The sequence below is a fragment of the Bacillus sp. FSL K6-0069 genome (assembly GCF_038007785.1).
Taxonomy (GTDB): domain Bacteria; phylum Bacillota; class Bacilli; order Bacillales; family Bacillaceae_G; genus Bacillus_A; species Bacillus_A mobilis.
Map to the genome: position 1 here is coordinate 1743415 of NZ_JBBOXN010000001.1, position 25550 is coordinate 1768964.

23 protein-coding genes, 1 pseudogene and 1 other annotated feature are annotated in these 25550 nt (G+C 35.0%); of the genes and pseudogenes, 18 read left to right on the top strand and 6 right to left on the bottom strand.

Annotated features, from left to right (window positions below; genetic code table 11):
- Positions 1-131: 131 nt before the first annotated feature.
- The 3 genes from MHB74_RS09060 to MHB74_RS09070 are packed head-to-tail and all read left to right on the top strand — an operon-like array spanning position 132 to position 3286.
- Positions 132-1040, top strand: coding sequence for a DoxX-like family protein (locus MHB74_RS09060; RefSeq protein ID WP_061676619.1), 909 nt, complete (start codon positions 132-134; stop codon positions 1038-1040).
- A gap of 3 nt (positions 1041-1043) precedes the next feature.
- Complete coding sequence (locus MHB74_RS09065) at positions 1044-1655, top strand: DUF4166 domain-containing protein (RefSeq protein ID WP_061676620.1); 612 nt, start codon at positions 1044-1046, stop codon at positions 1653-1655.
- Positions 1656-1660: 5 nt separating this feature from the next.
- Complete coding sequence (locus MHB74_RS09070) at positions 1661-3286, top strand: YndJ family protein (RefSeq protein WP_061676621.1); 1626 nt, start codon at positions 1661-1663, stop codon at positions 3284-3286.
- A gap of 28 nt (positions 3287-3314) precedes the next feature.
- On the opposite strand, the gene MHB74_RS09075 is transcribed toward MHB74_RS09070, so the two are convergent.
- Positions 3315-3800: an 8-oxo-dGTP diphosphatase gene (locus tag MHB74_RS09075; RefSeq protein WP_061676622.1), complete on the bottom strand. Its 486-nt coding sequence runs from the start codon at positions 3798-3800 to the stop codon at positions 3315-3317.
- 136 nt (positions 3801-3936) lie between these two features.
- Between MHB74_RS09075 and MHB74_RS09080 the strand changes: the two genes are divergently transcribed.
- Both MHB74_RS09080 and MHB74_RS09085 read left to right on the top strand, forming a co-directional pair.
- The gene (locus MHB74_RS09080; RefSeq protein WP_061676623.1) at positions 3937-5199 is read left to right on the top strand and encodes an MFS transporter; all 1263 of its coding nucleotides are present in this window, start codon (positions 3937-3939) and stop codon (positions 5197-5199) included.
- Positions 5200-5227: 28 nt separating this feature from the next.
- Positions 5228-5506, top strand: coding sequence for a hypothetical protein (locus MHB74_RS09085; RefSeq protein WP_061676624.1), 279 nt, complete (start codon positions 5228-5230; stop codon positions 5504-5506).
- 19 nt (positions 5507-5525) lie between these two features.
- On the opposite strand, the gene MHB74_RS09090 is transcribed toward MHB74_RS09085, so the two are convergent.
- Positions 5526-5990, bottom strand: a complete 465-nt coding sequence (locus tag MHB74_RS09090) for a hypothetical protein (protein WP_061676625.1) — start codon at positions 5988-5990, stop codon at positions 5526-5528.
- A gap of 94 nt (positions 5991-6084) precedes the next feature.
- On the opposite strand from MHB74_RS09090, the pseudogene MHB74_RS09095 reads away from it, so the two are divergent.
- The 5 genes and pseudogenes from MHB74_RS09095 to MHB74_RS09115 all read left to right on the top strand — a co-directional run.
- A pseudogene (locus MHB74_RS09095) lies at positions 6085-6321 on the top strand (carbon starvation CstA family protein); the annotation flags it as partial.
- A gap of 89 nt (positions 6322-6410) precedes the next feature.
- A complete protein-coding gene (locus MHB74_RS09100) occupies positions 6411-7223 on the top strand; it encodes a polyphosphate kinase 2 family protein (protein WP_061676626.1) in 813 nt (270 codons plus the stop codon).
- 176 nt (positions 7224-7399) lie between these two features.
- On the top strand, positions 7400-7939 hold the full coding sequence (locus tag MHB74_RS09105; RefSeq protein ID WP_061676627.1) for a PadR family transcriptional regulator: 540 nt from the start codon (positions 7400-7402) through the stop codon (positions 7937-7939).
- A 35-nt stretch (positions 7940-7974) separates the two neighbouring features.
- Complete coding sequence (locus MHB74_RS09110) at positions 7975-9723, top strand: MFS transporter (RefSeq protein WP_061676628.1); 1749 nt, start codon at positions 7975-7977, stop codon at positions 9721-9723.
- Between the two features lie 214 nt (positions 9724-9937).
- The gene (locus MHB74_RS09115) at positions 9938-11215 is read left to right on the top strand and encodes an MFS transporter (protein ID WP_061676629.1); all 1278 of its coding nucleotides are present in this window, start codon (positions 9938-9940) and stop codon (positions 11213-11215) included.
- A gap of 229 nt (positions 11216-11444) precedes the next feature.
- On the opposite strand, the gene MHB74_RS09120 is transcribed toward MHB74_RS09115, so the two are convergent.
- The gene (locus tag MHB74_RS09120) at positions 11445-12428 is read right to left on the bottom strand and encodes a ketoacyl-ACP synthase III (RefSeq protein WP_061676630.1); all 984 of its coding nucleotides are present in this window, start codon (positions 12426-12428) and stop codon (positions 11445-11447) included.
- 180 nt (positions 12429-12608) lie between these two features.
- On the opposite strand from MHB74_RS09120, the gene MHB74_RS09125 reads away from it, so the two are divergent.
- The gene (locus MHB74_RS09125) at positions 12609-13163 is read left to right on the top strand and encodes a hypothetical protein (protein ID WP_061676631.1); all 555 of its coding nucleotides are present in this window, start codon (positions 12609-12611) and stop codon (positions 13161-13163) included.
- 483 nt (positions 13164-13646) lie between these two features.
- Complete coding sequence (gene hflX / locus MHB74_RS09130) at positions 13647-14906, top strand: GTPase HflX (RefSeq protein WP_000391884.1); 1260 nt, start codon at positions 13647-13649, stop codon at positions 14904-14906.
- A gap of 41 nt (positions 14907-14947) precedes the next feature.
- Here the strand turns inward: hflX and MHB74_RS09135 are convergent, their stop codons facing one another.
- Positions 14948-16588: a peptide ABC transporter substrate-binding protein gene (locus MHB74_RS09135; RefSeq protein WP_061676632.1), complete on the bottom strand. Its 1641-nt coding sequence runs from the start codon at positions 16586-16588 to the stop codon at positions 14948-14950.
- 222 nt (positions 16589-16810) lie between these two features.
- Here MHB74_RS09135 and MHB74_RS09140 point away from each other — a divergent pair, with 222 nt between their 5' ends.
- From MHB74_RS09140 to MHB74_RS09155, 4 genes are all read left to right on the top strand, one after another.
- Entirely contained in the window at positions 16811-18022 is a 1212-nt protein-coding gene (locus MHB74_RS09140; RefSeq protein ID WP_061676633.1) for an MFS transporter, read from the top strand.
- Between the two features lie 10 nt (positions 18023-18032).
- Positions 18033-18950 carry a cysteine synthase A gene (cysK, locus tag MHB74_RS09145; RefSeq protein WP_061676634.1) on the top strand — a complete coding sequence of 306 codons (918 nt, stop codon included), beginning with the start codon at positions 18033-18035 and terminating at the stop codon, positions 18948-18950.
- 77 nt (positions 18951-19027) lie between these two features.
- The gene (locus MHB74_RS09150) at positions 19028-19540 is read left to right on the top strand and encodes a GNAT family N-acetyltransferase (RefSeq protein ID WP_061676635.1); all 513 of its coding nucleotides are present in this window, start codon (positions 19028-19030) and stop codon (positions 19538-19540) included.
- A gap of 93 nt (positions 19541-19633) precedes the next feature.
- Positions 19634-20458, top strand: a complete 825-nt coding sequence (locus MHB74_RS09155; RefSeq protein WP_061676636.1) for a DUF4037 domain-containing protein — start codon at positions 19634-19636, stop codon at positions 20456-20458.
- A 38-nt stretch (positions 20459-20496) separates the two neighbouring features.
- On the opposite strand, the gene MHB74_RS09160 is transcribed toward MHB74_RS09155, so the two are convergent.
- Positions 20497-22131 (bottom strand): putative polysaccharide biosynthesis protein, encoded by a 1635-nt coding sequence (locus MHB74_RS09160; protein WP_061676637.1) that lies wholly within the window; start codon positions 22129-22131, stop codon positions 20497-20499.
- A gap of 219 nt (positions 22132-22350) precedes the next feature.
- Positions 22351-22573, top strand: a binding site (T-box leader).
- A gap of 301 nt (positions 22574-22874) precedes the next feature.
- Here MHB74_RS09160 and MHB74_RS09165 point away from each other — a divergent pair.
- Positions 22875-24212: a sodium-dependent transporter gene (locus MHB74_RS09165; protein ID WP_001088193.1), complete on the top strand. Its 1338-nt coding sequence runs from the start codon at positions 22875-22877 to the stop codon at positions 24210-24212.
- 39 nt (positions 24213-24251) lie between these two features.
- Here MHB74_RS09165 and MHB74_RS09170 read toward each other — a convergent pair whose 3' ends face one another.
- Positions 24252-24956, bottom strand: a complete 705-nt coding sequence (locus MHB74_RS09170) for a polysaccharide deacetylase family protein (protein WP_061676638.1) — start codon at positions 24954-24956, stop codon at positions 24252-24254.
- A gap of 326 nt (positions 24957-25282) precedes the next feature.
- Here MHB74_RS09170 and MHB74_RS09175 point away from each other — a divergent pair, with 326 nt between their 5' ends.
- Entirely contained in the window at positions 25283-25546 is a 264-nt protein-coding gene (locus MHB74_RS09175) for a CD3324 family protein (protein WP_061676639.1), read from the top strand.
- The last annotated feature ends 4 nt before the right edge of the window (positions 25547-25550 follow it).

A 25550-nucleotide genomic window follows, 5' to 3' on the forward strand; every position in this document is an offset into this window, starting at 1 on the left:
ATTTTTCGGGGAATCAAGTGTTTTGTATAAATTTTAAAAATTCTTTCTTTTTATAGGGAAGTTTGTGAAAAATGTAGCAAAATAAATTTTTTACATGTACATTAAAATCATAGAGCATTGGAGGTAGAAGAATGAAGGGAAAAAAGCCTATTTATGTTTCGACAGAAATGAACACAACAATGGAGAAATTATGGGAATATACGCAAGAACCAGATATACATACAGAATGGGATGCTCGCTTTACTAAAATTTCGTATTTAGAGAAAAAAGAGGGAGAACCGCAGAAGTTTTTATATAAAACAAAAATCGGATTTGGACTTGAAATAGCTGGTGAAGGGGAATCGATAGGTGAAATAAGAAAAGAAACAGGTGAACGAATTTCTTCTTTAAAATTTTGGACAGACAATCAATTATCAATTATTCAAATAGGGCGTGGTTATTGGAAGTATACACCGTGTGAAGAACAGATTCATTTTGAGACACAATATGATTATGATACGAGGTTTGGTCGTATAGGGAATGTAATAGATGTCTATATGTTTCGGCCGTTATTGGGCTGGGCGACTGCATGGAGTTTTGATGCTTTAAAATTATGGTTAGAAAAGGGATTGCACCCTAGATTACTAATTAGAAGAACAATGACATATTGGCTCGTATGTTTTTTAATTGCATTTGTATGGATGTATCAAGGAATAGTGCCGAAACTAGTGTTTACTCATTCAGAAGAAGTAAAAATGCTGTCTGTGATGATTGGTTCAACTGAACATAGTATTTTTGTACTTAAAATAATTGGATTACTAGAAATTATTTTTGGTGTCATATGGTTGTTGCCATTTCAAAAGCGAAAAGTATTTGTCGTACATATTTTTATGTTAATAGCCTTAACGATAGCAGCAGGATTTACGAATATCGTAAGCTTTACAGAGCCGTTTAATCCAATTACATTAAACGTTTTACTAATGGGGTTATCGATTGTCGGTTATATAAATAGTTTTGATTTACCAAGTGCAAAAAATTGCAAGAGGAAGAGAAAGGGATAATGTATGGCTAATATGTATGAAAGACTATTAGGTGATTCTTATAAAAAACTTCATCCGAAATTGCAGAAACGCTATGAAATTACAGAAGAAAATAGTTTTACTGGAGAAGGAAAGATGGATGAGATTTATGGAGGTTCTTTTTTCGTAAAATTCATATTAAAAATTGCATCGAAGTTCCGTATGTTTTTCTCTGAGCGGGGGAAGGAAGTGCCATTTACAATACATAATACCGCTGAGCGAGATGAACATGGACATGAATTTGTGCGGTGGAATCGTACTTTTTATTTTCATAATAAGAAAAGATATTTTAATGCCGTTATGCGGTTGGATGAAAAGAATAATGAAATTGTAGATTATTTTGGTGAACCGCACTTACTTGTTTCTACATTGAATTTTCATATTGATGAGGTGGGAGCAATGCATATTTCTTCAAAGAAACAATGGTTTTACATGTTTGGAAGGAAAGTCCCGTTACCTAGATTTTTATATGGGGAGGCCAATATTATAGAAAGTTATGATGAAACAAGGCAATGCTTTCGGATTCATGTACAAGTACGCAATCCGTTAATTGGTTCATTATTTTCATATAAGGGAACATTTGTGGAAAGGAAATAAACGAAATGAAAAATATAATAGTTGGGCTTGCTTGTTATATTATTTTTCTAATATGTGAGTGGTCAAATATAAACCCAGTTGAAGCAATTATATTATTATCTATTTTGTTATTTATACCGATGTCATTTTGCATCATTGATAAGAAAACAAGAGATGGATCATATGTATTCTTTTATAAACTGGTATCGCTGTTATATCCAATTGCAGCAATTAGTGCAACGCTAGCTTTCGTAACAAATCACTATTTCTTTGCGTTACTTTGGTTTGTATATACAGGAATTGTTGCGTTATTTGGTGTAAGTAGATTGCTAGAAAGAGGATGGAAACCGTTAGAAGAGACGGCTATCGATAGTGCGTTTATGTATTTGTTTTTAGGTGGTTTCTGGTTTTTTGCTTCAGTAGCAAAACTTTCCATTATGAATTTTAGTTCTGACATTGTTTTGCTTACCGCTGCACACTTTCATTATTCAGCATTTCTATTGCCGTTATCAGCCGGTTTAATTGGGAGAAAAAGAGAAAAGAGAAGTAAAGTATATGATGTTATTATGTTTATCATCGTTATTTCACCTATGACAGTTGCAATAGGAATTACGTACTCAAGAGTATTTGAAATTTTTGCAGTGTTCCTATATTTATGTGCGATTTATAGTTATGGAATTTATGTTTGGCGCACGAAATTTAATGCTATCAGTGCAAAGGTTCTTCTGATCATATCGTCTAGCACACTTATGGTAACAATTATGTTTTCACTTATATATTCATATGGGAATTTGAAATATGTACTGACGATTACAATTGCTCAAATGGTTTGGATTCACGGTGTTGTCAATGGGATTGGAGTGGCGTTACCAGCATTTGTCGGTTGGATGATTGAAAAGAGTGCTCCGAATTATAAATATTACGGGAAACCAATGAGCAGGTTAAGAGGAAATACGACAGTTGGGGAAGCATTTTTACATAACAGACATTTAATAGATGGCAAGGAATACAAAGGTTTAGTTGATAATATGAATGATTTTCATAGTGAGGCATTTAACGTGACGAAGATTCCTTTAAGTATTATTCGCTTTTATGAAAATACAATAGAGTATGAGTTACAATCACATATTAAATGGAATCGTTGGTTCAGCCCGCTTGCATTTTGCTATGAGAAAATGAGTAAACGTGTAGGACAAATACATTTAGGAATGGGTGGCAAGTGGGAAACGATGCATGGCTCTATCGTCGGGATAATAGATGAGAAGGATGGAAGAGAGGATGTAAGGGCTTGGTTAAGAAAAAATGAAGCAGGAGAATCTATATTTGTAGCTCTTTACTCAAAGCATACATATAGGAACGAGACATATATGAATATTGCATTACCTTTACCATATTCGAATATGACAGGGATTTTGAAATTATGTAATAAGAGTAATGATTTAATCATTACTAGTAAGCTGAGAAGCAATGGTAAGGGAGATGAGGGGATTTATTTGCATACTCGTTTCTTTACAATACGTTTACCGTTAGCAGAGACTTTTATTATAAAAGAGGGCACGGATCATATACTAGAAGCTAACCATAGAATGTGGATATTTGGAGTTAAGTTTTTAGAAATTGATTATGAGATTAAGAAAATAGAGGAGAAGTAAGAAAAGCTTGGAGAGATTCCAAGCTTTTTTACGTATGTGTAATTGTTATAGCAACTTGTTTATCTAAGTCTCGGTCCCAAACACGTTGAATTTCAAACGTACCTTTTTCAAAAAATAATGGGAATCGTTCTTTAAACCAATCTTGCATAGGAAGATTTAGTGCTTCATCAATTGGCACCCATAATAATTCGCCCTCAGGAGGGTTCATAAGAAGTTCACCATCAAATGAATCTGTCCAATAATTGAATACCATATATCGAACATTTTCTTTCGGATTTACGTATTCATCTAGTCCCTTGAAAATTAAGTTAGAAACGTGAAGTCCAGTTTCCTCTTTTGATTCTCGTATAGCAGCTTGTAAGAGGCTTTCTGGGAAATCTACTTTTCCGCCAGGAGCTATGTAGCCAGGAAAACCTCGATGATTGGGACGTTTTATAAGTAAAACGTCATTATTTTGCTGGATCATACACATTGTATAGATGCGGTGCTCGATGTTATGAGGATTTTGAGGCATAATCATGTATTCTCCTTTATTTTTCTTGATAATTTTACCATAACATAATAGTTTCTTATATAATAAAAAATAGAATAGTATTAATTTTCAGTTATATATTATAAATCCTATAATCAATTGAAAAGAGGAGAGAGAAATGCAAGGGGAAGTACAAAGAGAAAAAGATTTGGGGTATGTTGGAAAATTATTGTTGCCAGTTAAAGCATCACCACATTTTAAATTTTTGTGGATTGGGCAATTACTTTCGACTTTAGGCAGTTCGATAACGATGGTTATTTTGCCAGTCGTTGTGTATTCATTAACTGGTTCAACAGTTGTAATGGGAATGACAATGGCAATGTACATGCTTCCTAATATTCTTGCGTTACCGTTTGCTGGATTAGTAGTAGATCGAATTGATCGGGTGAAATTAATGTTATTTACAGATATAATCCGTTGCACATTAATGCTATTACTTGCAATGCTTATATTTATGGATGTTTTAACAATTCCACTTCTATATGTACTCGTAGCATTATATGGGCTTATGGAAGGGATATTTCAGCCAGCATATGCGGCTGTAAGAGCGAAAGTATTTGTACCGGAAATTCGAAATGCAGCTAATGCATTAACGCAAATGAGTAATCAAGGTATACGACTAATTGGACCGGCTCTTGGAGGATTAGTCGTTTCAGTTGCATCTGCTGGAATAGGATTTGGACTGGATGCAGTAACATATTTGCTATCATTTTTTTGTTTATTATTTTTAAGAGAAATAAAGTTTAAAAAAGTAAAACCCATCGAAAAGAGAAAGATTGATTACAAACAAGAGTTTATGGAAGGTGTATTCGTTTTAAGAAGTCATCCGTGGCTGTGGGTTACAATTTTAGTTTTTTCTTTTGTAAACATTTGTTATGCCGGCATTATCGTCGTATTAATTCCATGGTTATTTAATGTTCATCATCATTTTGAAGCATACGTGTATGGATTAGGAATGGCATCTTCTGGTGTTGGAGCTGTAATTGCCGCACTTATTTTTGGTGGGAAGGAGCGGTGGCATAAGCGGGGATTACTTGCCTATGGTGGTGTTTTAATAAGTGGTTGTGCGCTTTTGATAATGCCGTTTATTGCTTGGGCACCTGCATTAATTGGATTAATGGCAATTGAAGGGTTCGGTATGATGATATTTGGACTCATTTGGGAAACAAGTTTACAAGAACTCGTACCAGAAGAAGCATTTGGAAGAGTGGCAAGCCTTGATATGCTAGGTTCATTTGCTTTATTGCCACTAGGTTATGTGGTTGTAGGGTGGTTAGCTACTGTCATAGGTGGCGAGATAACGATTATAACACTAGCTATATTAGTACTTGTAACCATTGGAGTAGCGTTATGTGTGCCAAGTATTCGACGATTTGATTGATGATATAAGGGAAAGGAGAATAACTTATATGATTATAGAAAACTTGAACGACATAGTAGCAAAGGAATTGGACAGCGAATACACTTTGCAGGAAAAGATCTTTGAAGCAAAAAATTTCACAGTCTATATCGTTACCCGTAGAGAACATACTCTAACATATAATCAACTAGTATTATTAAAACATCTTTGTAACGAAAAGCCTTCTGTACATATTTGGCGTAAGAAAATTAGCACCGAAGCAACAGAACTGGAAATCACAAAAGAGGTAACAGAAGCGATTCAATCTGGTTTTGTAAATGAAGAGTAAGCCCTAATCAAATTAGGGCTTACTCTTCATTGAATACAAATGTTTGTTTCATTTGTTCCCGCTCACTTACCGGATGGCCGTTGTAAGAGAAATTATTTTCTTCCCAAGTGATGACGACTTTGAAATTATGGCTGTGAAAGTCTAAAGGGAATACGATGTAGTCAAAGCTTGTCTGACTTTTTGAAACGTTGTTATGTAATGTAGTAGGATTAAAAGTAGTTTTAGAGGTAGTAGTGTTATCAACGATTTCTACAGCCACATTTGATACATCATTACCGATGTTTTTTACGAGTAAACGATATGTATCATACACACCTTGTTTTGGCTGCACTGCTTGCTTGTTTGCGTTATGTGATTTATCAATTTCGATATACCACTGTCTAGACTTTGATTCAATTGGTAGTGATTGAAATGTGTATGCACTAGCTTGTATTGGTAGTGCTAAACAGATTAGTGCAAAGAGAGAAAATATTTTTCGTTTCATTTTTAGAGAGCTCCCATTCTGTAACGGATTTATTTGTTATTATCTACTCTTTGTGAGAGGCTATACCATAATTCAACTGTAAAAAATATAGTCTCTCTTCATAAAAGGGAAACCATATGTTGTTTCCTTAATTCCAGCGATATTTATGACACTCATGACTGTAATTTACATTTTAAATGCAAAAATAGGTTTTAATATTCCATTAAATACATCTTATATTGTAGGTACAGTTATTACGGTTATATTAACGGCTGTATTCTTTATGAAAGCTGTGAAAAATAAAAATGAGAATATTGAAGTAGATGTACAAGTAGAGAAGGAAGCTGTGTAGAGATTTTTCTACACAGTTTTTTCTAATGTGAAAATTTTTCCAATGATATGTTAAAATAACATTGTCATACAACAAGGGGGATTTGTTTGATGGAAAATGGATATCTTGCTAAAGTAGATGTAACGAAAAGAATTGAATCAAAATCCAAGTACAATAAGAAATTAGAAAAATATCAAAGGCGCTTATTAGCATTGCAGCAAATAGTAAAAGAAGAAAAAATCGCAGTTATGCTCGTTATGGAAGGCTGGGATGCGGCTGGAAAAGGCGGAGCGATTAAGCGAGTGACAGAACACCTTGATCCACGTGGGTTCCAAGTAAATCCAATTGGAGCACCAGCACCTCATGAAAAACGGTACCATTACTTGCAACGTTTCTGGCGGAAACTACCTCAGTACGGGCAAATTACTATTTTTGATCGCTCATGGTACGGCCGTGTGTTAGTTGAGCGTGTTGAAGGTTTTGCTACAAAGGAAGAGTGGACGAGAGCGTATGATGAGATTAATGATTTTGAAAAACTATTAACAGATGATCATTATATAGTCGGAAAGTTTTTCTATCATATTAGTAAAGACGAACAATTAAAGAGGTTTAAAGATAGAGAGAACAATCCTTTGAAAAGATGGAAAATTACAGACGAAGATTGGCGCAACCGTGAAAAATGGGATGAATATGTTGAAGCGATGGAAGATATGTTTGAAAAAACAAATAAGCCAAATGCGAAATGGCAAATTATCGCGAGTAACGATAAATTATACGCTCGTTTGAAAACGTTGAAAGTGATTATTTCATTAATTGAGGATTATCTCTTAGAACATAATATAGAATTACCTTCGTATTATTATGAGATGAAAGAAGGTAAGACAGAAGACTTTGAAACGAATCAAGATGAAGTTGTAAAATAGTACAAAGTTTTTATATGAAATATAAAGTAGAAATACCCTGTAATTTTGAACAATAAAATTACAGGGTATTTTTTATTTAGAAATATTTTACAAATAACGGAATAAGGTATATAATCAACAATCATATTAACATTGTTAATATGATTATTGATTATATACTATGCGGGGGTCTTATTTTGAAAGGAAGAGATGTTGTTTTAGGCTTGTTAATGGGAAAAGAATTGTCTGGTTATGATATTAAAATTGTGTTTGAAGACGTATTTACTCATTTCTTTGATGGAAGTTTTGGGATGATCTATCCAACATTACGTCAGTTGGAAAAAGAGGGGAAAATAAAAAAAGAAGTTGTTATGCAAGAAGGGAAACCGAATAAGAAAATGTACTTTATTACAGATGCAGGGCGTGAAGAGTTTTATCAATACATGCAAACCGATGTAGAGAAAGATGTTTTACGTTCAGATTTTTTAATGAGGATGTATTTCGGTAATTACAGCGATGATCAGGCGATAAAAAAATGGATTAAGGACGAAATTGAAAGGAAAGAAGCATACATTGCGGATCTACGTCTGAAATATGAAAAGTGGAGAGAAGGTATTACTTTTGTTGAGGAAATTTCACTTGATGTAGGAATCGCATCGTATAGTGCTCAAGTAGAGACTTTGAAAAGAAAACTAGAGCAACTAGAAGCAAAAGAACACAATAAAATGGAAGAGTGAAAAAACGTTCATAATAAATAAAGGGGTAGAAGAACATGGAACAATCAAAGGGTATTAAGGTTGTCTTTTTAATGTGCTTAGGTATATTTCTTTGTATGATTGATACGACAATTATGAATATAGCTTTACCAGCGATACAAACGAGTGTAAATACTTCATTAGAAAAAATGTCTTGGGTATTAAATGTTTATACAATGACAATAGCTGTACTCGCTATTCCGCTAGGACGGATAGCTGATATTTTTGGGAAAGCAAAGATGTATATTCTTGGTTTGATAATTTTTGGTGGTGGATCAGTACTTTGTGCTTTTGCTAATACGGGCGATTTTCTTATCTTTTCTCGCTTTATACAAAGTGTAGGTGCAGCGATTTTATTTCCAACTAGTATGGTAATTGGCGTATCAGCTATGCCATTAGCAAAGAGGCATGTTGCACTTGCGATTTTGGGAGTAACACAGGGACTATCAGCTGCGATGGGTCCAGTAATAGGGGGAATTATTACACAAAATTTCGGTTGGAGATGGGTGTTCTTCGTAAATGTTCCAATTTGTATTCTTGGAATCATTTTATGCTGCATTATGTTACAAATAAAAAATGAAGAACGTATTATCTCAAAAATAGATTGGGTAGGACTACTATTAAGTAGCGCAGCAATTTTTTCTTTTACTCTCATATTAGTAAAAGGAAATACATGGGGATGGCAAAGTAATATAGCTTTGTCTTGTTATGCAATTAGCACTATTTCTCTTATTCTATTTGTTTTAGTAGAACAAAAGATTCATAATCCGATGGTGAATTTAAATTTATTTAAAGATCGAATGTTTGTCGGAGCATCTATCGTTGTCATATTAAGTAATTTATTTTTAATTGGAGTTACTGTATTGCTTCCGACGTTCTTGACTAAAATACAAGGCCGAACGGAAATTGAAGCAGCCTTTTTAGTGACACCTATTTCAGCGATGATATTTTTTGTCTCACCAGCTGCAGCAACTTTAATTAAAAAACTCGGAAAAGTAACTATTATTTCGTCAGGCTTTCTTGTTATGGGCTTATCTTATTATTGGTTGCAAATGATTGATGTTAATTCAACAAATATAGAAATAATTATTCCATGTATGATATTAGGTGTTGGGTATGGTTTAGTAGTAGGTCCAATTACAGTTTTAAGTGCTTCTTCGTTTGAAGGGGAATTATTAACTGCTTCTCAAAGTGTTGTCTCGATGTTACGACAAGTTGGAATTGTATTAGCAGTTGCAATATTTGTATCTAACTTAACGCACAACATAACTGTAAATAAAGAGAATGTATATCGTTATGCAGAAGAAAAAGTGCGTAATATTCATGTGAGTAGTGCCGAGCAAGCTGAGATATTGCAAATAACAAAAGGAAAAATAGAGAAACAAAGTATAGAAACAAATGCAGAAAAACATCAAAATGAAACATTTGTAGAGTTAAATAAAGAGAAAAAAGATGAATTAATCCGCCAAAAAGTGAATGAAGTATTAAATGATGTTCCGGTAGAATATAGAGATATAAAAAGAGAAGAAGTTATGAATCAAGTGACAAAGGAAGTTGAAAAACAAGAGGAAAGTATAAAAAAAGAAGTGCTTGTATTTTCGAATGATGTAAATCACTATGCTCGAAATCAAATGGCTATGAGTTTTACAGATCTATATAAAGCAAGTGTGCCGATTATATTCATGTGTGCTTTAGTAAGTTTGTTATTTTTGGAAGGAAAGGCTTGGAGTAAAAGGAGAAGGGGAAGAGCGGTTGGGGGACTGTAAGGGAAATAAGTTAAAGATCAGTTATATTCAAATGATGGAACGCTAGTTATGAAAAAAATAGTATAGTTATTTTGGGAACTCTTCGGTAATGGTTGAAACATAAGCCGTAGGGTTCTTTACATGTATAAATAAATGTTCGTATTTTAAATTTGGGGATTTTGTTGTTCTATAGTACATTAACAAGAGGTATAAGTTTTATAGAAAGGGTGAGAAAATGATAGATACAGCAGATGCTTCAATAAGTAATCATATATATACAGAAGAAGAGCAACAAAAGTTATACAAAAGAACGTTACTAATCGTAAGTATTTCACAAATGTTCGGTGGGGCAGGGTTAGCTGCTGGTATTACAGTAGGTGCACTTCTTGCGCAGCAAATGCTTGGGACAGATGCATATGCAGGATTGCCGGCAGCTATGTTTACAATGGGATCTGCGGTAGCAGCTTTCTTTGTTGGGAAGTTATCGCAAAAACATGGTCGCCGCATGGGGCTTGCAGGAGGTTTTATAGTAGGTGGACTAGGGGCTATTGGAGTTGTGGTGGCAGCTTTAACAAATAGTATTATTCTTTTACTAGTTTCTTTACTTATATATGGCGCGGGCACAGCTACGAATTTACAAGCGCGTTATGCTGGAACAGATTTAGCGAATAAGAAGCAAAGAGCAACTGCTATTAGTATTACGATGGTAATGACGACTTTTGGTGCAGTCGCAGGTCCAAATTTAGTAGGTGTAATGGGAAGGTTTGCTCATTCAATTGGAATTCCTGAACTTGCTGGTCCGTTTATATTATCTGCAGCTGCATTTATACTGGCGGGTATTGTCCTATTTGTTATGCTTCGTCCAGATCCGTTACTTATTGCAAATATGATAGAAACATATAAACAAGAACATACATATAAAGGGCAAGAAGTAATAGAAGAAGTGACAGAAAACAAACGAGGTATTACTGTTGGAGCTATCGTAATGATACTTACACAAGTCGTGATGGTTGCGATTATGACGATGACGCCGGTTCATATGGGACACCACGGTCATGGATTAAGTGAAGTAGGGCTTGTGATCGGTTTTCATGTTGGTGCAATGTATCTTCCATCTCTCGTTACGGGAATGCTAATTGATAAAATTGGAAGAACTACGATGAGTATAGCTGGTGGAGTAATTTTACTGGCAGCAGGTGTCATAGCTGCGTTAGCGCCGAGTGACTCTTTAATACTATTAATCGTTGCTTTGTCTTTACTTGGATTAGGATGGAACCTCGGTTTAATAAGTGGTACGGCTCAAATTGTTGATGCAACTATACCTTCCACACGTGCAAAAACACAAGGGAAAATAGATGTGTTTATTGCGCTAGCTGGAGCTTCTGGCGGTGCGATGTCAGGTATGGTAGTAGCGAATTCAAGTTATGCGGCATTGTCATTAGCTGGAGGAGTTTTAGCTTTCATGCTGATTCCTGTTGTGATATGGGCTCGGACAGGTAAAGTGAAACTTTAATTAGTGGGGGGTTCTTCATCCCCCACTAATTATTAGTTGAACCAATCGGACTTTTATGGGCAGTTGATCCACCACCTAAATTCGTTGCTTTCGCTGAATTTTGAGGTGGGGGTCTTACTGCCCATTAAAGCGGGATAAATAAAATTAAGATAAAAAAAGCTGCGTTCAAAGGGAGAGAACCAATCTTTGAATGCAGTTTTTTTGTAGTTAGTTGTATAAAAGAAAAATGTTAGTTTAAATCCCACTCTATAATAAGTCCTAAATGTGTAAGACCACCGCCAAATCCATATAGTAAAAGTGTATCTCCGTTATTTAATTTCCCTTCTTTTCTAGCTAAATCTAGAGCGAGTGGAATGGAAGCTGAAGATGTATTCCCCATGTATTTTACACTCGTTAAAGTTTTTTGAATTGAAATTTCGGTTTTCTCACAAATAGATTCAATCATTCGTAAGTTAACACTGTGTGGTATGAACCAGTCTATATCATCTATTTGCATATTTGCAGTATGTAATAGTTCTTTTATACCTGCTGGCACCGTGCGTGTTGCCCATTTATATACTTCTCTTCCATTTTGCACGATTTTTTCATTTGTTTGCAGTGGTGTACCATTCATAGTAGTAGATAAGTTTGTTCGGTATAGATGAATACCACCGTGCCCATTTGTTCCCATATGCGTAGCAATAAAGCTTGGTTTGTTTTCATCTCTTTCTAATAAAATAGCTCCAGCACCATCGCCAAATAAAATACAAGTCGTTCTATCGGTGTAATCAGTAACTTTAGATAATGTCTCTGTCGCTACGACAAGTACCTTTTCATGTGATCCAGAAGTGATTAAGCTATTCCCAACGTGCAATCCATATGTGAAACCAGCGCAAGTTGCATTTAAATCAAATGCAATTGTATGAGGTATGCTGAAGTGTTGTTGTATTTGACATGCGACACTCGGAAAAAAATAGTCAGCGGTTGTTGTAGCGACGATGATACAGTCTATATCTTCTAAGTTCTTTTTAAAAGTTGTACATAAATTTTCAATTGCTTTAATGGCTAAGTGTGAGGAGTATTCGTCTTCGCTCGCGATTCGTCTTTCCTTCATTCCTGTTCTTTGTACAATCCATTCATCATTCGTATCAATCATTTTCTCTAAATCGTTATTAGATAATATTTGATCTGGAACATAAGTACCAATTGCAGTAATACGAGATTTAGAATGCATAGGAACATCTCCTAACTTGTTTTTATAACCTGATACTAATATCAGGTTATAAAAATGTCAATAAAGATTTTTATTGTATTGAAGTGATACTGCTTAACTTACTATGAAGGAATTTGGCGAGTGGTGTAAAAATAATATACGATAAGTTTTTAAAATTGATTATGAAGAGAGTTGGGCTCTTTGAAAAGAATTTTGTATATATTGCCTGTTGTCATTATTTGTAGCGTTATTCTTATTATTTTTCCAGGGAAATCTTATGCTTGTGATTGTATTAACGTATCAGCAGAAGATGCATTTCAAAAAAATGATGTAGTATTTGAGGGGAAGGTAATTGAGGTTGGAAGGAAAGAAGGGATTGGGATTGAAGTATTATTTGAAGTGAAGGGAATTTGGAAAGGGACAACGTCTTCGCAAATTATTGTGTATACAAATGGTGGGGATTGTGTGTATCACTTTTTAGAGGGAGGAGAGTACTTAGTATATTCTTCTCAAAGAGGATCTGAAAAACAATTACACACACATAGTTGTAGTGGAACGAAGAGATTAGATGAGGCAGGAGCGGACAAAGTGGCTTTAAGTCAAATTGCAAAAGAATCTGTTCCGACGAAGAAAGTCGATTTAAAAGATGACATGTTGAAAGGTTTAAGTTGGTGGCAAGTTGTTACTCTTTCTATAGGTCTGTTACTGATAGTAGTTCTTGTGATTTTTATTGTAAGAAAAACGCGCAAAAAATGACGATTAAAGTAAATATATAAGGATTTTCTTTCTGTTTCTATAGGTGGTTTAATCTTGTGAAAGCGAATTACTTATGCTACACTTTATGTAACTTAAAATGAACGGAGGGGCTTCCTTTGATCTTAATCAGATTACGTCTCAATACTTTGTGCCAATAATTGAATAGCGCTCAAAGGCTCTGTCTGTGTACAGAGTGAACGGGATTGGTCTGCCTATTTTAAAGGAACCCTTTATTAAGCTTATATGTGAAAAAGAGGGAGGGACGAATACGCCCTCTTTTTGTTTTGCCTTTATTAATAGAATGGGATCGTATAGGTGAACACTTATTGTGGATACGTATATGATCTTGGGACTTAATGACTCTGAGATAGGATGAAAGTATAACTTTCTTCTATTTCTTTGGTGAACCCTTATCCGTTTACGAAAACACAGGCAGTGACCTGTGTTTTTTATTTTACGTAATCGAAATGGAGGAATAAATATATGGAAGAATTATTACAAAGAGCAGTTTTAGTTGGAGTAAATTTAGGTAATGAAGATGACTTTGCGTATTCGATGGAAGAGTTAACGAATCTTGCAGAAGCTTGTGATGTAGAGGTAATCGGGCAAGTGACGCAAAATTTACAACGAGTAAATCCGTCCCATTATATTGGAAAAGGAAAGATTGAAGAAGTAGCAGCCTACGTAAATGAAGTAGATGCGAATATGGTAATCTTTAATGACGAATTGTCTCCTTCACAAATTCGAAATTTAGAAGCGGATTTAGATTGCAAAGTAATTGACCGTACCATATTAATTTTAGATATTTTTGCGCAACGTGCGAAAACGAAAGAAGCGCAGTTGCAAGTTGAGGTAGCGCATCTTCAGTATATGATGCCTCGTTTAATCGGGCTTCGTGAATCATTAGGAAGACAGAGCGGTGGAGTTGGTACGAAAAATAAAGGTGTCGGTGAGAAGAAATTAGAGTTAGATCGTCGTAAAATTGAAGAACAGATTTCAGTTTTAAATAAAGACCTAGAAGCACTTGTTGCCCAGCGTCAAACGCAGCGAAAGCAGCGTAAGAAAAATGAAGTTCCTGTTGTAGCTTTAGTAGGTTATACGAACGCAGGAAAATCAACGACGATGAATGCGATGCTTGAAATTTATAATGGTACAGAAGAAAAACAAGTATTTGAAAAAGATATGTTATTCGCGACGTTAGAAACATCTGTACGAAATATTGATTTACCAGATAACAAATCATTTTTATTAACAGATACAGTTGGATTTGTAAGCAAATTACCGCATCACCTTGTGAAAGCGTTCCGTTCAACGTTAGAAGAAGTAGCGGAAGCGGACTTACTTATTCACGTTGTAGATTACGCAAATCCAAATTATGAACAATTAATTGATATTACAAATGAAACGTTAAAGAAAATTGGAGTAGAAAATATTCCAACCATTTATGCTTATAACAAATCAGATATGGTAGATGTTGAAATTCCGAAAGTACAAGAAGAACGCGTTTATTTATCGGCGAAGAAACATATTGGAATAGAAGAGCTTGTCGAAATGATTCGCTCACACATTTATAAAGAGTATACGAAGTGTGAAATGTTAATTCCATATGACCAAGGGCAGGTAGTTTCCTATTTCAATAATCATGCGCACGTTTTATCTACAAGTTATGAAAACGAAGGTACGAAACTAGAAGTAGAATGTAAGACGAGTGATTACGAAAAATATAAGCGTTTTGCAATTTAATAAAAAAGGCGATCCTAATATATGCTAGGATCGCCTTTTTCTTATTCTGTAATAGAGGCCCACTTATAAGAATAAATTCCTGCAAATGGACGAATAACAACGCCTTTTACTGTTGGACGTTCTAAATATACAAGTCCTGATTGGAAGATTGGAGCGATAGCTGCATCGTCTTCCAGTAAGATTTTCTCTGCATCTTGGAACGATTTCCAACGTGCTGGTAAATTAGTTGCTAAAGTAGAGCTAGTTTTCTCAATTAATTCGTCGTATTTTTTGTTTGAATAGTTCATCTTATTAAACGGTCCGTCAGTGACAAACATATTTAAGAATGTTGTAGGATCAGGATAATCCGGTCCCCATGTAGAAAGTGAGATGTCATAGTCACCATTTCCTTCACGGTCTAAAAATGCTTTTACTGGAAGGGGCTGTAATGTGATTTTTAATCCTGGTAAGTTTTTCTCCAGTTCACCTTTTAAAAACTCACTAATTTTCTTATCGTTAGATTCATCAGTTGTTATGATTGAAAGAGAAGCGTTTTGTAAATTTGTTTCTTTTTTCGCAGCTTCCCATAGTGTTTTAGCTTCTTTCACATTTGTTTCTACTTTTACATTACTTGTACTGCGAAAATCTTTATTATCAGGTCCTTTTACAAATCCTTTCGGAACGAATGCATTCGCAGGTATAGAACCATTATTTAAAATTGTTGTTGCGATTCCTTGTTTATCAAAAGCAAGCGAAATAGCTTTTCGAGCGTTTTTGTTTGCTAATACAGGATTCTTTTGGCTAAATCGGAAAAACGTCATAGAAGGACGTTCCATTTTCTTTAAGCTCGGATCTTTTTGATATTTATCAACAAACTCTGAATTAATCGTAATTCGGTCTACTTGTTTGCTTTCAAATAAATTAACGGCTGTGGAAGTATCTTTTACGATATTTACATTAATTTCATTTAACTTCACATTTTTATTATCCCAGTAGTTCGGATTTTTTGTCATTTTATAACTTGTATCATGTTTCCACTCACTTAATTGGAACGGCCCGTTATACACTACATTTGCAGCTTCAAGCCCGTAATTTTTCCCTTGCGCTTCTACAACTTTTTGGTTTTGAGGATAAAATGTTGCAAATCCCATTAACCCTAAAAAGTATGGAACAGGGTGTTCTAACTGTACTTCAAGCGTTTTATTATCAATCGCTTTTACACCAAATGAATCAATTGGTAATTCTTTTTTATTTATTTTTTCTGCATTTTTAATATCGAACATAATATGTGCGTATTCAGAAGCAGTTTCTGGATTTACGGCACGTTTCCATGCATATTCAAAATCATGGGCAGTAACTGGATCACCATTTGACCATTTTGAATCGTGCAATGTAAACGTATATGTTTTTCCGTCTTCGCTCAGTTTGTATGATTCAGCTGCTGCAGGAACGGGTTTATTGTCAGGACCAGGCATATATAATCCTTCCATTACGTTGTTTAATGCAGCGTAAGAAAACCCATCGGTTGCGATAGACGAATCAAGTGTAGAAATTTCCCCAGCTTCTACAATATTTAATACTTGTTTTGAAGATTCTTTTTTCTTTTCCCCGGTAGTTGTTGCCTCTTGTTTTTGACCACATGCTGTTAAAAACATAGATAATGTGATTGAGAGTGCAACGATTCCTTTAGTTTTATTCTTCATAGCTGTCATCCTTCCCTTCATCTCTGTCCTAGTATAAAAGAAAATATAGAAAATTTCTATAAATAAATCCGATAAAACGTATAGAAAAAATATATTATGTAAGAAGTGATATTTCTGGAAAAAGAAATGAAACCAGTATAGAATAGAAATGTTTCAAAAGTCAGAATTTATTACACCTACTGTAATAAATATATATTTTGTACAGGAAGGAGAGATTCATATATGCAGGCAGTTTCGAAAAAAAATACAATGGAAACACCGACGATATATCGAATACTATTTGCGATTAGTTTCGGTCATTTTTTAAATGACTCGATGCAAGCAGTTGTGCCGGCGTTGTTTCCTATTTTGGAAAAAACGATGAATTTATCCTATATGCAAGTAGGATGGATTGCGTTTGCATTAAATATGACATCATCGATTATGCAGCCGGTTTTTGGTATGTATTCGGATAAGAAGCCGTCACCATTTTTATTACCGCTCGGTATGTTTTCGAGTATGATTGGGATGATTGGACTGGCGTTTGCACCGAATTTTATTATTGTTATTATTTCTGTTTTATTTATCGGATTAGGTTCCGCAGTCTTCCATCCGGAAGGTGCTCGTGTTGCTTATATGGCGGCAGGGGCAAAACGAGGTTTAGCACAAGCGATTTATCAAGTGGGAGGAAATACAGGGAATTCTCTAGCGCCTATTTTTACAGCGTTAATTTTCGTTCCGCTCGGCCAAATTGGCTCCTTAGGTTTTACAGCTTTTGCAGCGGTAGGAATTGTATTATTAATATTCGTATCAAATTGGTATAGGAATGAATTAGCTACTGGTGCTGTAAGAAGAAAGAAGAGGGCTGCGCTTGAAGCGGAAAATGCGATTGTAAGTACACATATTAAATTTGTTATTATACTTCTTGTTTTTCTTACTTTTGTACGTTCTTGGTACGGTGCTGGTATCGGGAATTTTTATCAATTTTACTTAATTGAGCATTACGGTTTATCTATAAAAAATGCTCAGTATTTCGTATTCGCATTTATGATTGCTGGTGTATTAGGAACTTTCTTTGGTGGACCGTTAGCAGATCGATTTGGGAAGAAAACAATTATTGTATTTTCGATGCTAGGTTCAGCGCCACTTGCACTTTTATTACCTCACGTTTCACTCGTGTGGGTCGTACCGCTATTTTTATGTATTGGTTTTATTAGTTCAAGTAGTTTTAGTGTAATAGTTGTTTATGCGCAAGAGCTTGTTCCTGGAAAAGTAGGGATGGTATCTGGATTAATTGTGGGACTTGCGTTTGGACTCGGCGCTTTAGGTTCTGTAGTCCTTGGGAAATTGGCTGACATATATAGTTTACAATTCATTATGCTACTATGTAGTTGTCTACCATTAATTGGTCTTACTTCTTGGTTATTACCAAGTGATAAGAAAACGATAGAATAGGGGATGCACTATGAAATTATGTGAAAATGTTACAGAATTAATAGGAGATACACCTGTCGTCCGATTATCTAAATTTATTCCAGAAGACGCAGCAGATGTGTATGTAAAACTAGAAATGTTTAATCCTTCACGCAGTGTGAAAGACCGTGCTGCCTATAATTTACTGCACGTTGCAGAAGAGAATGGTCTTATCAAACCAGGAGATACAATTATTGAGCCAACAAGTGGTAATACAGGAATAGGTTTAGCGATGAATGCAGCTGCTAGAGGATATAAAGCGATTTTAATTATGCCAGATAATATGTCAAAAGAGCGTATAAATTTATTGAAAGCATACGGTGCAGAAGTAGTTTTAACACCAGCAGAACAAAGAATGCCAGGGGCAATTGCAAAGGCGTTAGAACTGCAAAAGCAAATACCAAATAGTTTTATTCCGCAACAATTTGAAAATCCAGCAAACCCAAATATTCATCGTTATACGACTGCACTTGAAATTTATGAACAAATGGATGGTGAGCTGGATGCATTTGTAGCAACAGCTGGAACTGGTGGGACGATTACAGGGACTGGGGAAACGTTAAAAGAGAAACTACCAAACTTATATATTGCAGTAGTAGAACCGAAAGGATCTCCTGTTTTATCAGGTGGTGTTCCAGGTCCTCATAAACTAGTAGGAACAAGTCCAGGGTTTATCCCGAAAAACTTAAATACAGAAGTGTATAACGAAATTCTTCAAATTGCAGACGAAGAGGCTTTAACGACAATGAGAAAATTAGCTAGACAAGAAGGATTATTAGTTGGGCCATCGTCTGGAGCATCTGTTTATGCAGCAATTATGATAGCGAAACGATTAGGCGTTGGTAAAAGAGTTTTATGTATTGCACCTGATACAGGTGAGCGTTATTTGAGTATGGGATTATTTGAATAAAAATGATAGAAACCCCTTAATGGTGAAATAGCGCTATTAAGGGGTTTGTTATAGGTTATTAAGAGAGGAGAAACACAATGAAACTATTAAAACCGACATATGAATTTAGCGAACAAATTATGGAGTATCGAGAGGCATTTTTACATGCAGATGAACAACCACATGGCAGTAGTTCTTTACAAAATTTTGATTCACTTGATAAATGGTTTGAAAAAGTGAGTAAACAGGAACTGGGAGAAAACTTACAAGGTAATCGAGTACCTTCTAGTCAATTTTTAAGTGTTGAACAAGGAGAACTTATAGGTTTTGTGAATATTAGAAAACGATTAAACCAAGAATTATTGAGGGAAAGTGGTCATATTGGATATAGTGTTCATCCGAATAAACGTCGCCAAGGTTACGCGACAAAACAATTGAAACTCGCATTATATGAAACACAAAAATTAGGATTGCAGAAAGTGTTAATCACTTGTAATAAAGCTAATATTGCTTCGGCTAAAAAGATTCAAAAGGTTGGCGGTGTTTTAGAAAATGAAGTAGTTTCTTCTCATACTGGGGAAATTGTTCAGCGTTATTGGGTAGAAATATGATGTAGTGGAACATTGAAAAGGAAATACAATGCATAATATTGAAATAGATAAATGAAAAGTAAGGGTGTACTGCAATTGTAGGGGGGAAATGAAGTGCGATTAAAAGAGAAAGCAATAGAAATGTCGGAGATTTATAGGAGAAACCCGAAGATCGAAGCTATTATTTTAGCAGGTTCAGTAGCTAGAAAGTTAGAAGATGAACATTCAGATATAGAATTACATATATTGTGGTCAACGCCACCAGAGGATAAGGATCGTAAAGGGCCTATTAATCATATTGGTGGAACAATTTTGTCATATCATCCTTACGAGGAAGAAGAATGGTCGGAAACATATTTGACAAAAGAGGGAATTAAATTAGAAATTAGTAACTTTTTAACAGAAACAGTAAAGAAAGTTATTTCGGATGTGGTGGATCAATATGATATAAGTTATGAAAAACAATGTATCGTATCATCCGTTCATAACGGTGCTAGTTTGTATGGAGACGAGAAAGTGAATGAATTAAAAGATAGAGTGGTACCATATCCAGAAGACCTTGCGAAACAGATGATTTCAGAAAATCTTTGGTTAAGCAATCGATGGCATAATCGAGAGGCGCTTTTAAAACGAAAAGACTGGCTTATGTTATATGATGTTATTTGTGAAGTACAAAGAAATATATTTGGGGTCTTATTTGGTTTAAACCGAATGTATGTGCATCACCCGGCGTTTAAATGGATGCCGAATAATGTGGAACGAATGAGTATTAAGCCTGAAAACTTATATGAGCGTATGGCGAATACGTTAATAGGGAAACCGGAGTATAGTGTACAGGAGTTAGAGGTGTTAATCGAAGAGTTATTACATTTAGTAGAACAACATGCTCCAGAATTACATATTGCTGAACAACAAAAACATATTCAATATGCGAAGTAGAAAAGAAGGGATGTAACAATGCGTTACATCCCTTCTTTTTATTTGACTAATTTACCTAGTACGGGTAATCGCTGAATCCTATCACCGAGAATATGTGAAGCAAGTCCGCTCGTTAGGACGAATAAAAGGTAAACAATTCCTCCTGCAGCGCCGCATATAACAACAATGAGAAGTGATTCCATATAAGATTGTCCAGGGATTAACCATTTTAAAATAGCTTTTAATGCAATTACAACAGCAGACATTGCTGCGGAGTAAATTGTAATAAGAAGTACTGTTTTTGCTGTTTCACTAATATTAAATTTCGCAAACTTAATGATGCAGTACAACATAATAACATTGGAAACGAAGTATCCAAGAATTGTTCCAAGTACAGCACCGTGTCCACCAAATAAATGTAAGAGCGGTGTATTTACTAAAACTTTAACGAGAATACCGACTGAGAAAGCAATCATCGTTTTTCTTTGATAATCGATTCCTTGTAAAATAGCTGCTGAAACTGTGAAAATCGCACTTAATATAGCAGAAGGTGCAAATGAAATTAAATATTGTGATCCACCAAGTGCAATTTCAGGATTTACATAAACCATACGGAATGCATCATAAGCAATACTAGCAAGACCGAATGCAGCTGGGATAGTGAAGAATAACAAGACTTGAAATATCTTTGCAATTTGTTCTTGTAATTCTTCTAGTTTCCCGCTTGTATAAGATTTCGTTATTGCCGGAATGATCGTTAACGAGAATCCAGTAGCAAGTGAAGCTGGAATCATAATTAACTTTTGGGCATAATTCGTTATATAAGCGAAAACTGCATTCGCTGTTTCTAAAGGCTCTCCCATCGCTCTAAGGACATCAGCTACAGTATATTGATCTACTAACGTATAGAGCGGAATTGCAATGCCGACAAATACAATTGGGATTGCATATCGTAGTAATTCCATATAAATATTTTTTAATGGGATATTCGATGCCCTTGACTTTAATTCTCCTTCGGGAGGCTTTAATCTATTATATTTTTTCCAGTACACCATTAAAATCGAAACGCTGGCAAGTGCTCCGATAACAGCGCCAAACGTAGCAACTGCAACAGAAGAGGCGACTGAACCTCCTAATAGTTTTGAGACGATAAAACTACCAACTAAAATGAAAACAACGCGCGCAATTTGTTCTACGACTTGAGAAACGGCACTTGGTTTCATATGTTGAAAACCTTGGAAATAACCACGTGTAACACTCATAGCTGGTACGATAATAAGTGCGAAACTTAATGCTCGCATCGTAAGTGTTACGTCAGCGATAAATTGTGGATCTGGCGTTTTTGAGCGAATAATAAATTGTGATATGTACGGTGCTCCAATAAATAAAGTTAAAAACCCTAAAAAGCCCATAAACAGCATTAATTTTACGCTTGAGTTGTATAATTTTTTGCTTGTACTATAATCACCGAGCGCATTATGTTTTGCAACAAATTTGGAAACGGCAATAGGAATACCAGCTGTTGAGAAGCTTAATAAAATACCGTACCAAGAGTATGCATATCCATATAAAGCGACACCTTGTGTTCCGACTAATAGTTGAAAAGGGAAGAAGTATATAAAACCTAATATACGTGAAATCATTGTTGCACCACTTAATAAAGCAGTACCTTTTAAAACTTTTGAAGTAGACAAAATTCTTTCCTCCTACTCGTGCTGTCTTGCATGCATCGTATACTACTATAAACCCGTTAGCGAAGTTAATACAGTATAAACCATAAATGTTCTAATACTATTCATTTAAAAGTCATATTTCGAATTTTATAAAAGAAAGTACTCATAAAAATTCAAAATATAAGTTGACACTATTTTTAATGTGTGATAAAAATGATAGTAATCAATTCGGAAAATAATATTTGGGCAATGAAAGGGTATAGTAGTGAATATCTCCCTATTTCAGAGAGCTGATGGTTGGTGTGAATCAGTATATAGATTATTCATGAAGTTCGTCCTGGAGCATCTTTCATAAATCTCACATTATGAGGAAATGAAAGACGGTAGTTTATACCGTTATCAAATAAAGTGGTGAAGATTGTTTCACAACTAGGGTGGTACCGCGATATTTATCGTCCCTACGTATTTACGTAGGGACGTTTTTTATTTAGGTCCTAACTTTGTTGTGGCTTCATAACTAGGGTGGTACCGCGATAATTTATCGTCCCTACGTATTTGCGTAGGGGCATTTTTTATTTAGGTTCTAACTTTGTTGTATCTTCATAACTAGGGTGGTACCGCGATATTTTTGTCGTCCCTACGTATTTACGTAGGGGCGTTTTTTATTAGTAGGGAGGGAGTGAACGTATTAGAAAAGAGTATTGATAGAACAATATAAATACCGAATTGTAACAAAGAAAAAGAGATAGAGAGGAGATTAACAAATGAATTCACAGCAATGGACATCGAAATTAGGTTTCGTATTAGCTGCAGCAGGTTCAGCAATTGGTCTAGGGGCGATTTGGAAATTCCCGTATATGGCCGGAATTGGAGGGGGCGGCGCGTTCTTCCTTATTTTCATCGGTTTCACATTATTAATTGGTTTACCGCTATTATTAGCTGAATTCGTAATCGGAAGAAGTACACAAAAAGAGGCTGTTGATGCATATAGAGAAATCGCACCAAAAACATTATGGCCATGGTTAGGGAAATTAGGAATTGTAACTTGTTTCATATTACTTTCTTTCTACAGTGTTGTAGGCGGATGGATTTTATTATACTTATGGAATGCAATTACAGGTAGACTTTGGGAAGGAAATGGAGCATACGAAGCTACGTTTGGTGAAATCATTTCCAATCCGTATTTAGCAGTTGGATCACAGCTATTATTCATCCTTATTACTATTTTCATCGTAAGTAAAGGTGTACAAAATGGTGTTGAAAAAGTAAATAAATATTTCATGCCAGCACTATTCGTTTTATTCTTTGTATTAATCGTTCGTGCACTTACATTAGACGGTGCTGGAGAAGGGGTTCGTTTCTTCTTACAACCTGATTTCTCAAACGTAACATCAGAAGTTATTTTATATGCGATGGGTCAATCGTTCTTTTCATTATCGGTCGGTGTAGCAGTAATGGTAACATATAGTTCATACTTACCGAAGGAAGAAAGTTTACCGCGTTCAGCATTTTCTATCGTAGCTTTAACGCTTGTGATTACATTACTTGCAGGACTTGCGATTTTCCCAGTTGTGTTCGCATTTGGAATGGAACCATCACAAGGACCGGGACTATTATTCATCGTACTGCCAGCTATTTTCAGTAAAATGGCATTCGGGAAATTATTCTTCATCGTTTTCTTATTACTATTCTTCTTTGCTACTATTACATCGGCAATTTCGATGTTAGAAATTAGCGTTGCATCTTTAACTGCAAAAGGTAAAGGGAAACGTGAAAAAATGGCATTAATCGTTGGATTGTTAATCTTCGTTGTTGGAGTACCATCAGCGTTATCATTCGGTATATTAAGTGATCTGAAGATTTTTGGAAAGACAGTCTTTGATTTAGCGGATTATGCAGTGAGTAACGTACTAATGCCACTTGGTGTTTTATTAGTTTCCATCTTTGTTCCTTTAAAAATGAAGAAAGATGTATTAATGAAAGAGCTTGGTGTAAGTAAAAATAAAGGCTATAAACTGTTCGTATTATGGTTATTCTTACTTCGCTTTATCGCACCAATCGCGATTATTATCGTATTCTTAAATGTACTTGGCATTATTTAAAAAGAAAGGTAGCGTATCGCTCTATGATACGCTACCTTTTTACTTTGCTCTTTTTTGCAGTTCGTTTACTGTTACAAACTGATAGCCCTTTTTAGATAAAGAGTCTAAAATACCTTCGATGGTCTGTAAATTTTCATTAGACTTATCATACATAGGGTGCAGTAAAATGATAGAACCTGGTTTTACATTTTTATTAACATATTCAATTTTATCAGCAGCAGACTTATAAAAAGTATCAGGTTCAAGGTCCCATGTAATTGTTTCGATATTATTTTTATTTAAATAATAGGGCAGACCAATTAGCTTTTTTCCGTTAGGTGGTCTAAAATCAATTTCGCCTGTATATCCTGTTTGGCGGATTAATGCATTCGTTTTTTCTATTTCTTCTTTAATAAAAGAAGGTGTTTTAAAAACCATTCTGTTATGAGAGTATGTATGGTTTCCAATTTGGTGTCCAGATTGTACGATATCTTCTCCTAACGATAGGTTTTTCTCTAATTCATTGCCGATTAAAAAGAATGTAGCTTTTGCATTGTATGTATCTAGTAGCGGTAATATTTGTTTTACATTGTTCGTAGGGCCATCATCAAAAGTTAAAGCAATCACTTTTTCATTTGTTTCTACTCGATTTGTTAAATCTCCAAACAATTGAAAACTTCTTGCGTTCATCAATTTGTATGTTCCAAATAATGCTGCAGTAATAATGAATAATGTAACGATTGTAATAATTATTTTCTTTTTCACAAAGCAACCTCACTATATTTTTGGATTGGACTAAAAAGTATTATATCAAACTAAGTAATTTCATGCTTTAAAAAGGATGTGGATGCAAGGAGCAGAGATTTATCATATAATAAAATGCAAAAGGTATATTAGGAGGTGTTTAAATGGCGATTATAATTCAATTGCCGGACACTGCAACGTCTCATGCAAAGCCAAGTATGGAAATGGCGATACTTTGCGTGAGGTAGACAAGTAATATACAATCGCCTAAATGAGCTCGTATCATTTTTTATATTTGGCTTTGCACCTTATTGAAATGAACCATAAAAAATAAGGGGCGAGCAGAAATGAAATACGTTAAAGCTGCAACGGTTTTACCAGAAAGTTTAATTATTGAAATTCAAAAGTATATACAAGGTGAAACAATTTACATTCCAAAACAAGAAACGAAACATTATAAATGGGGTACACGATCTGGAGGAAGAAAACAATTAGATGAAAGAAATAAAGCGATTAAAGAAGCGTTTAAAAGTGGGGTTTCCGTTCATCAACTTGCAGAGGAGTATTTTCTGTCCGGAGAAACGATTAAAAAGATAGTGTATTCTAAATGAAGAT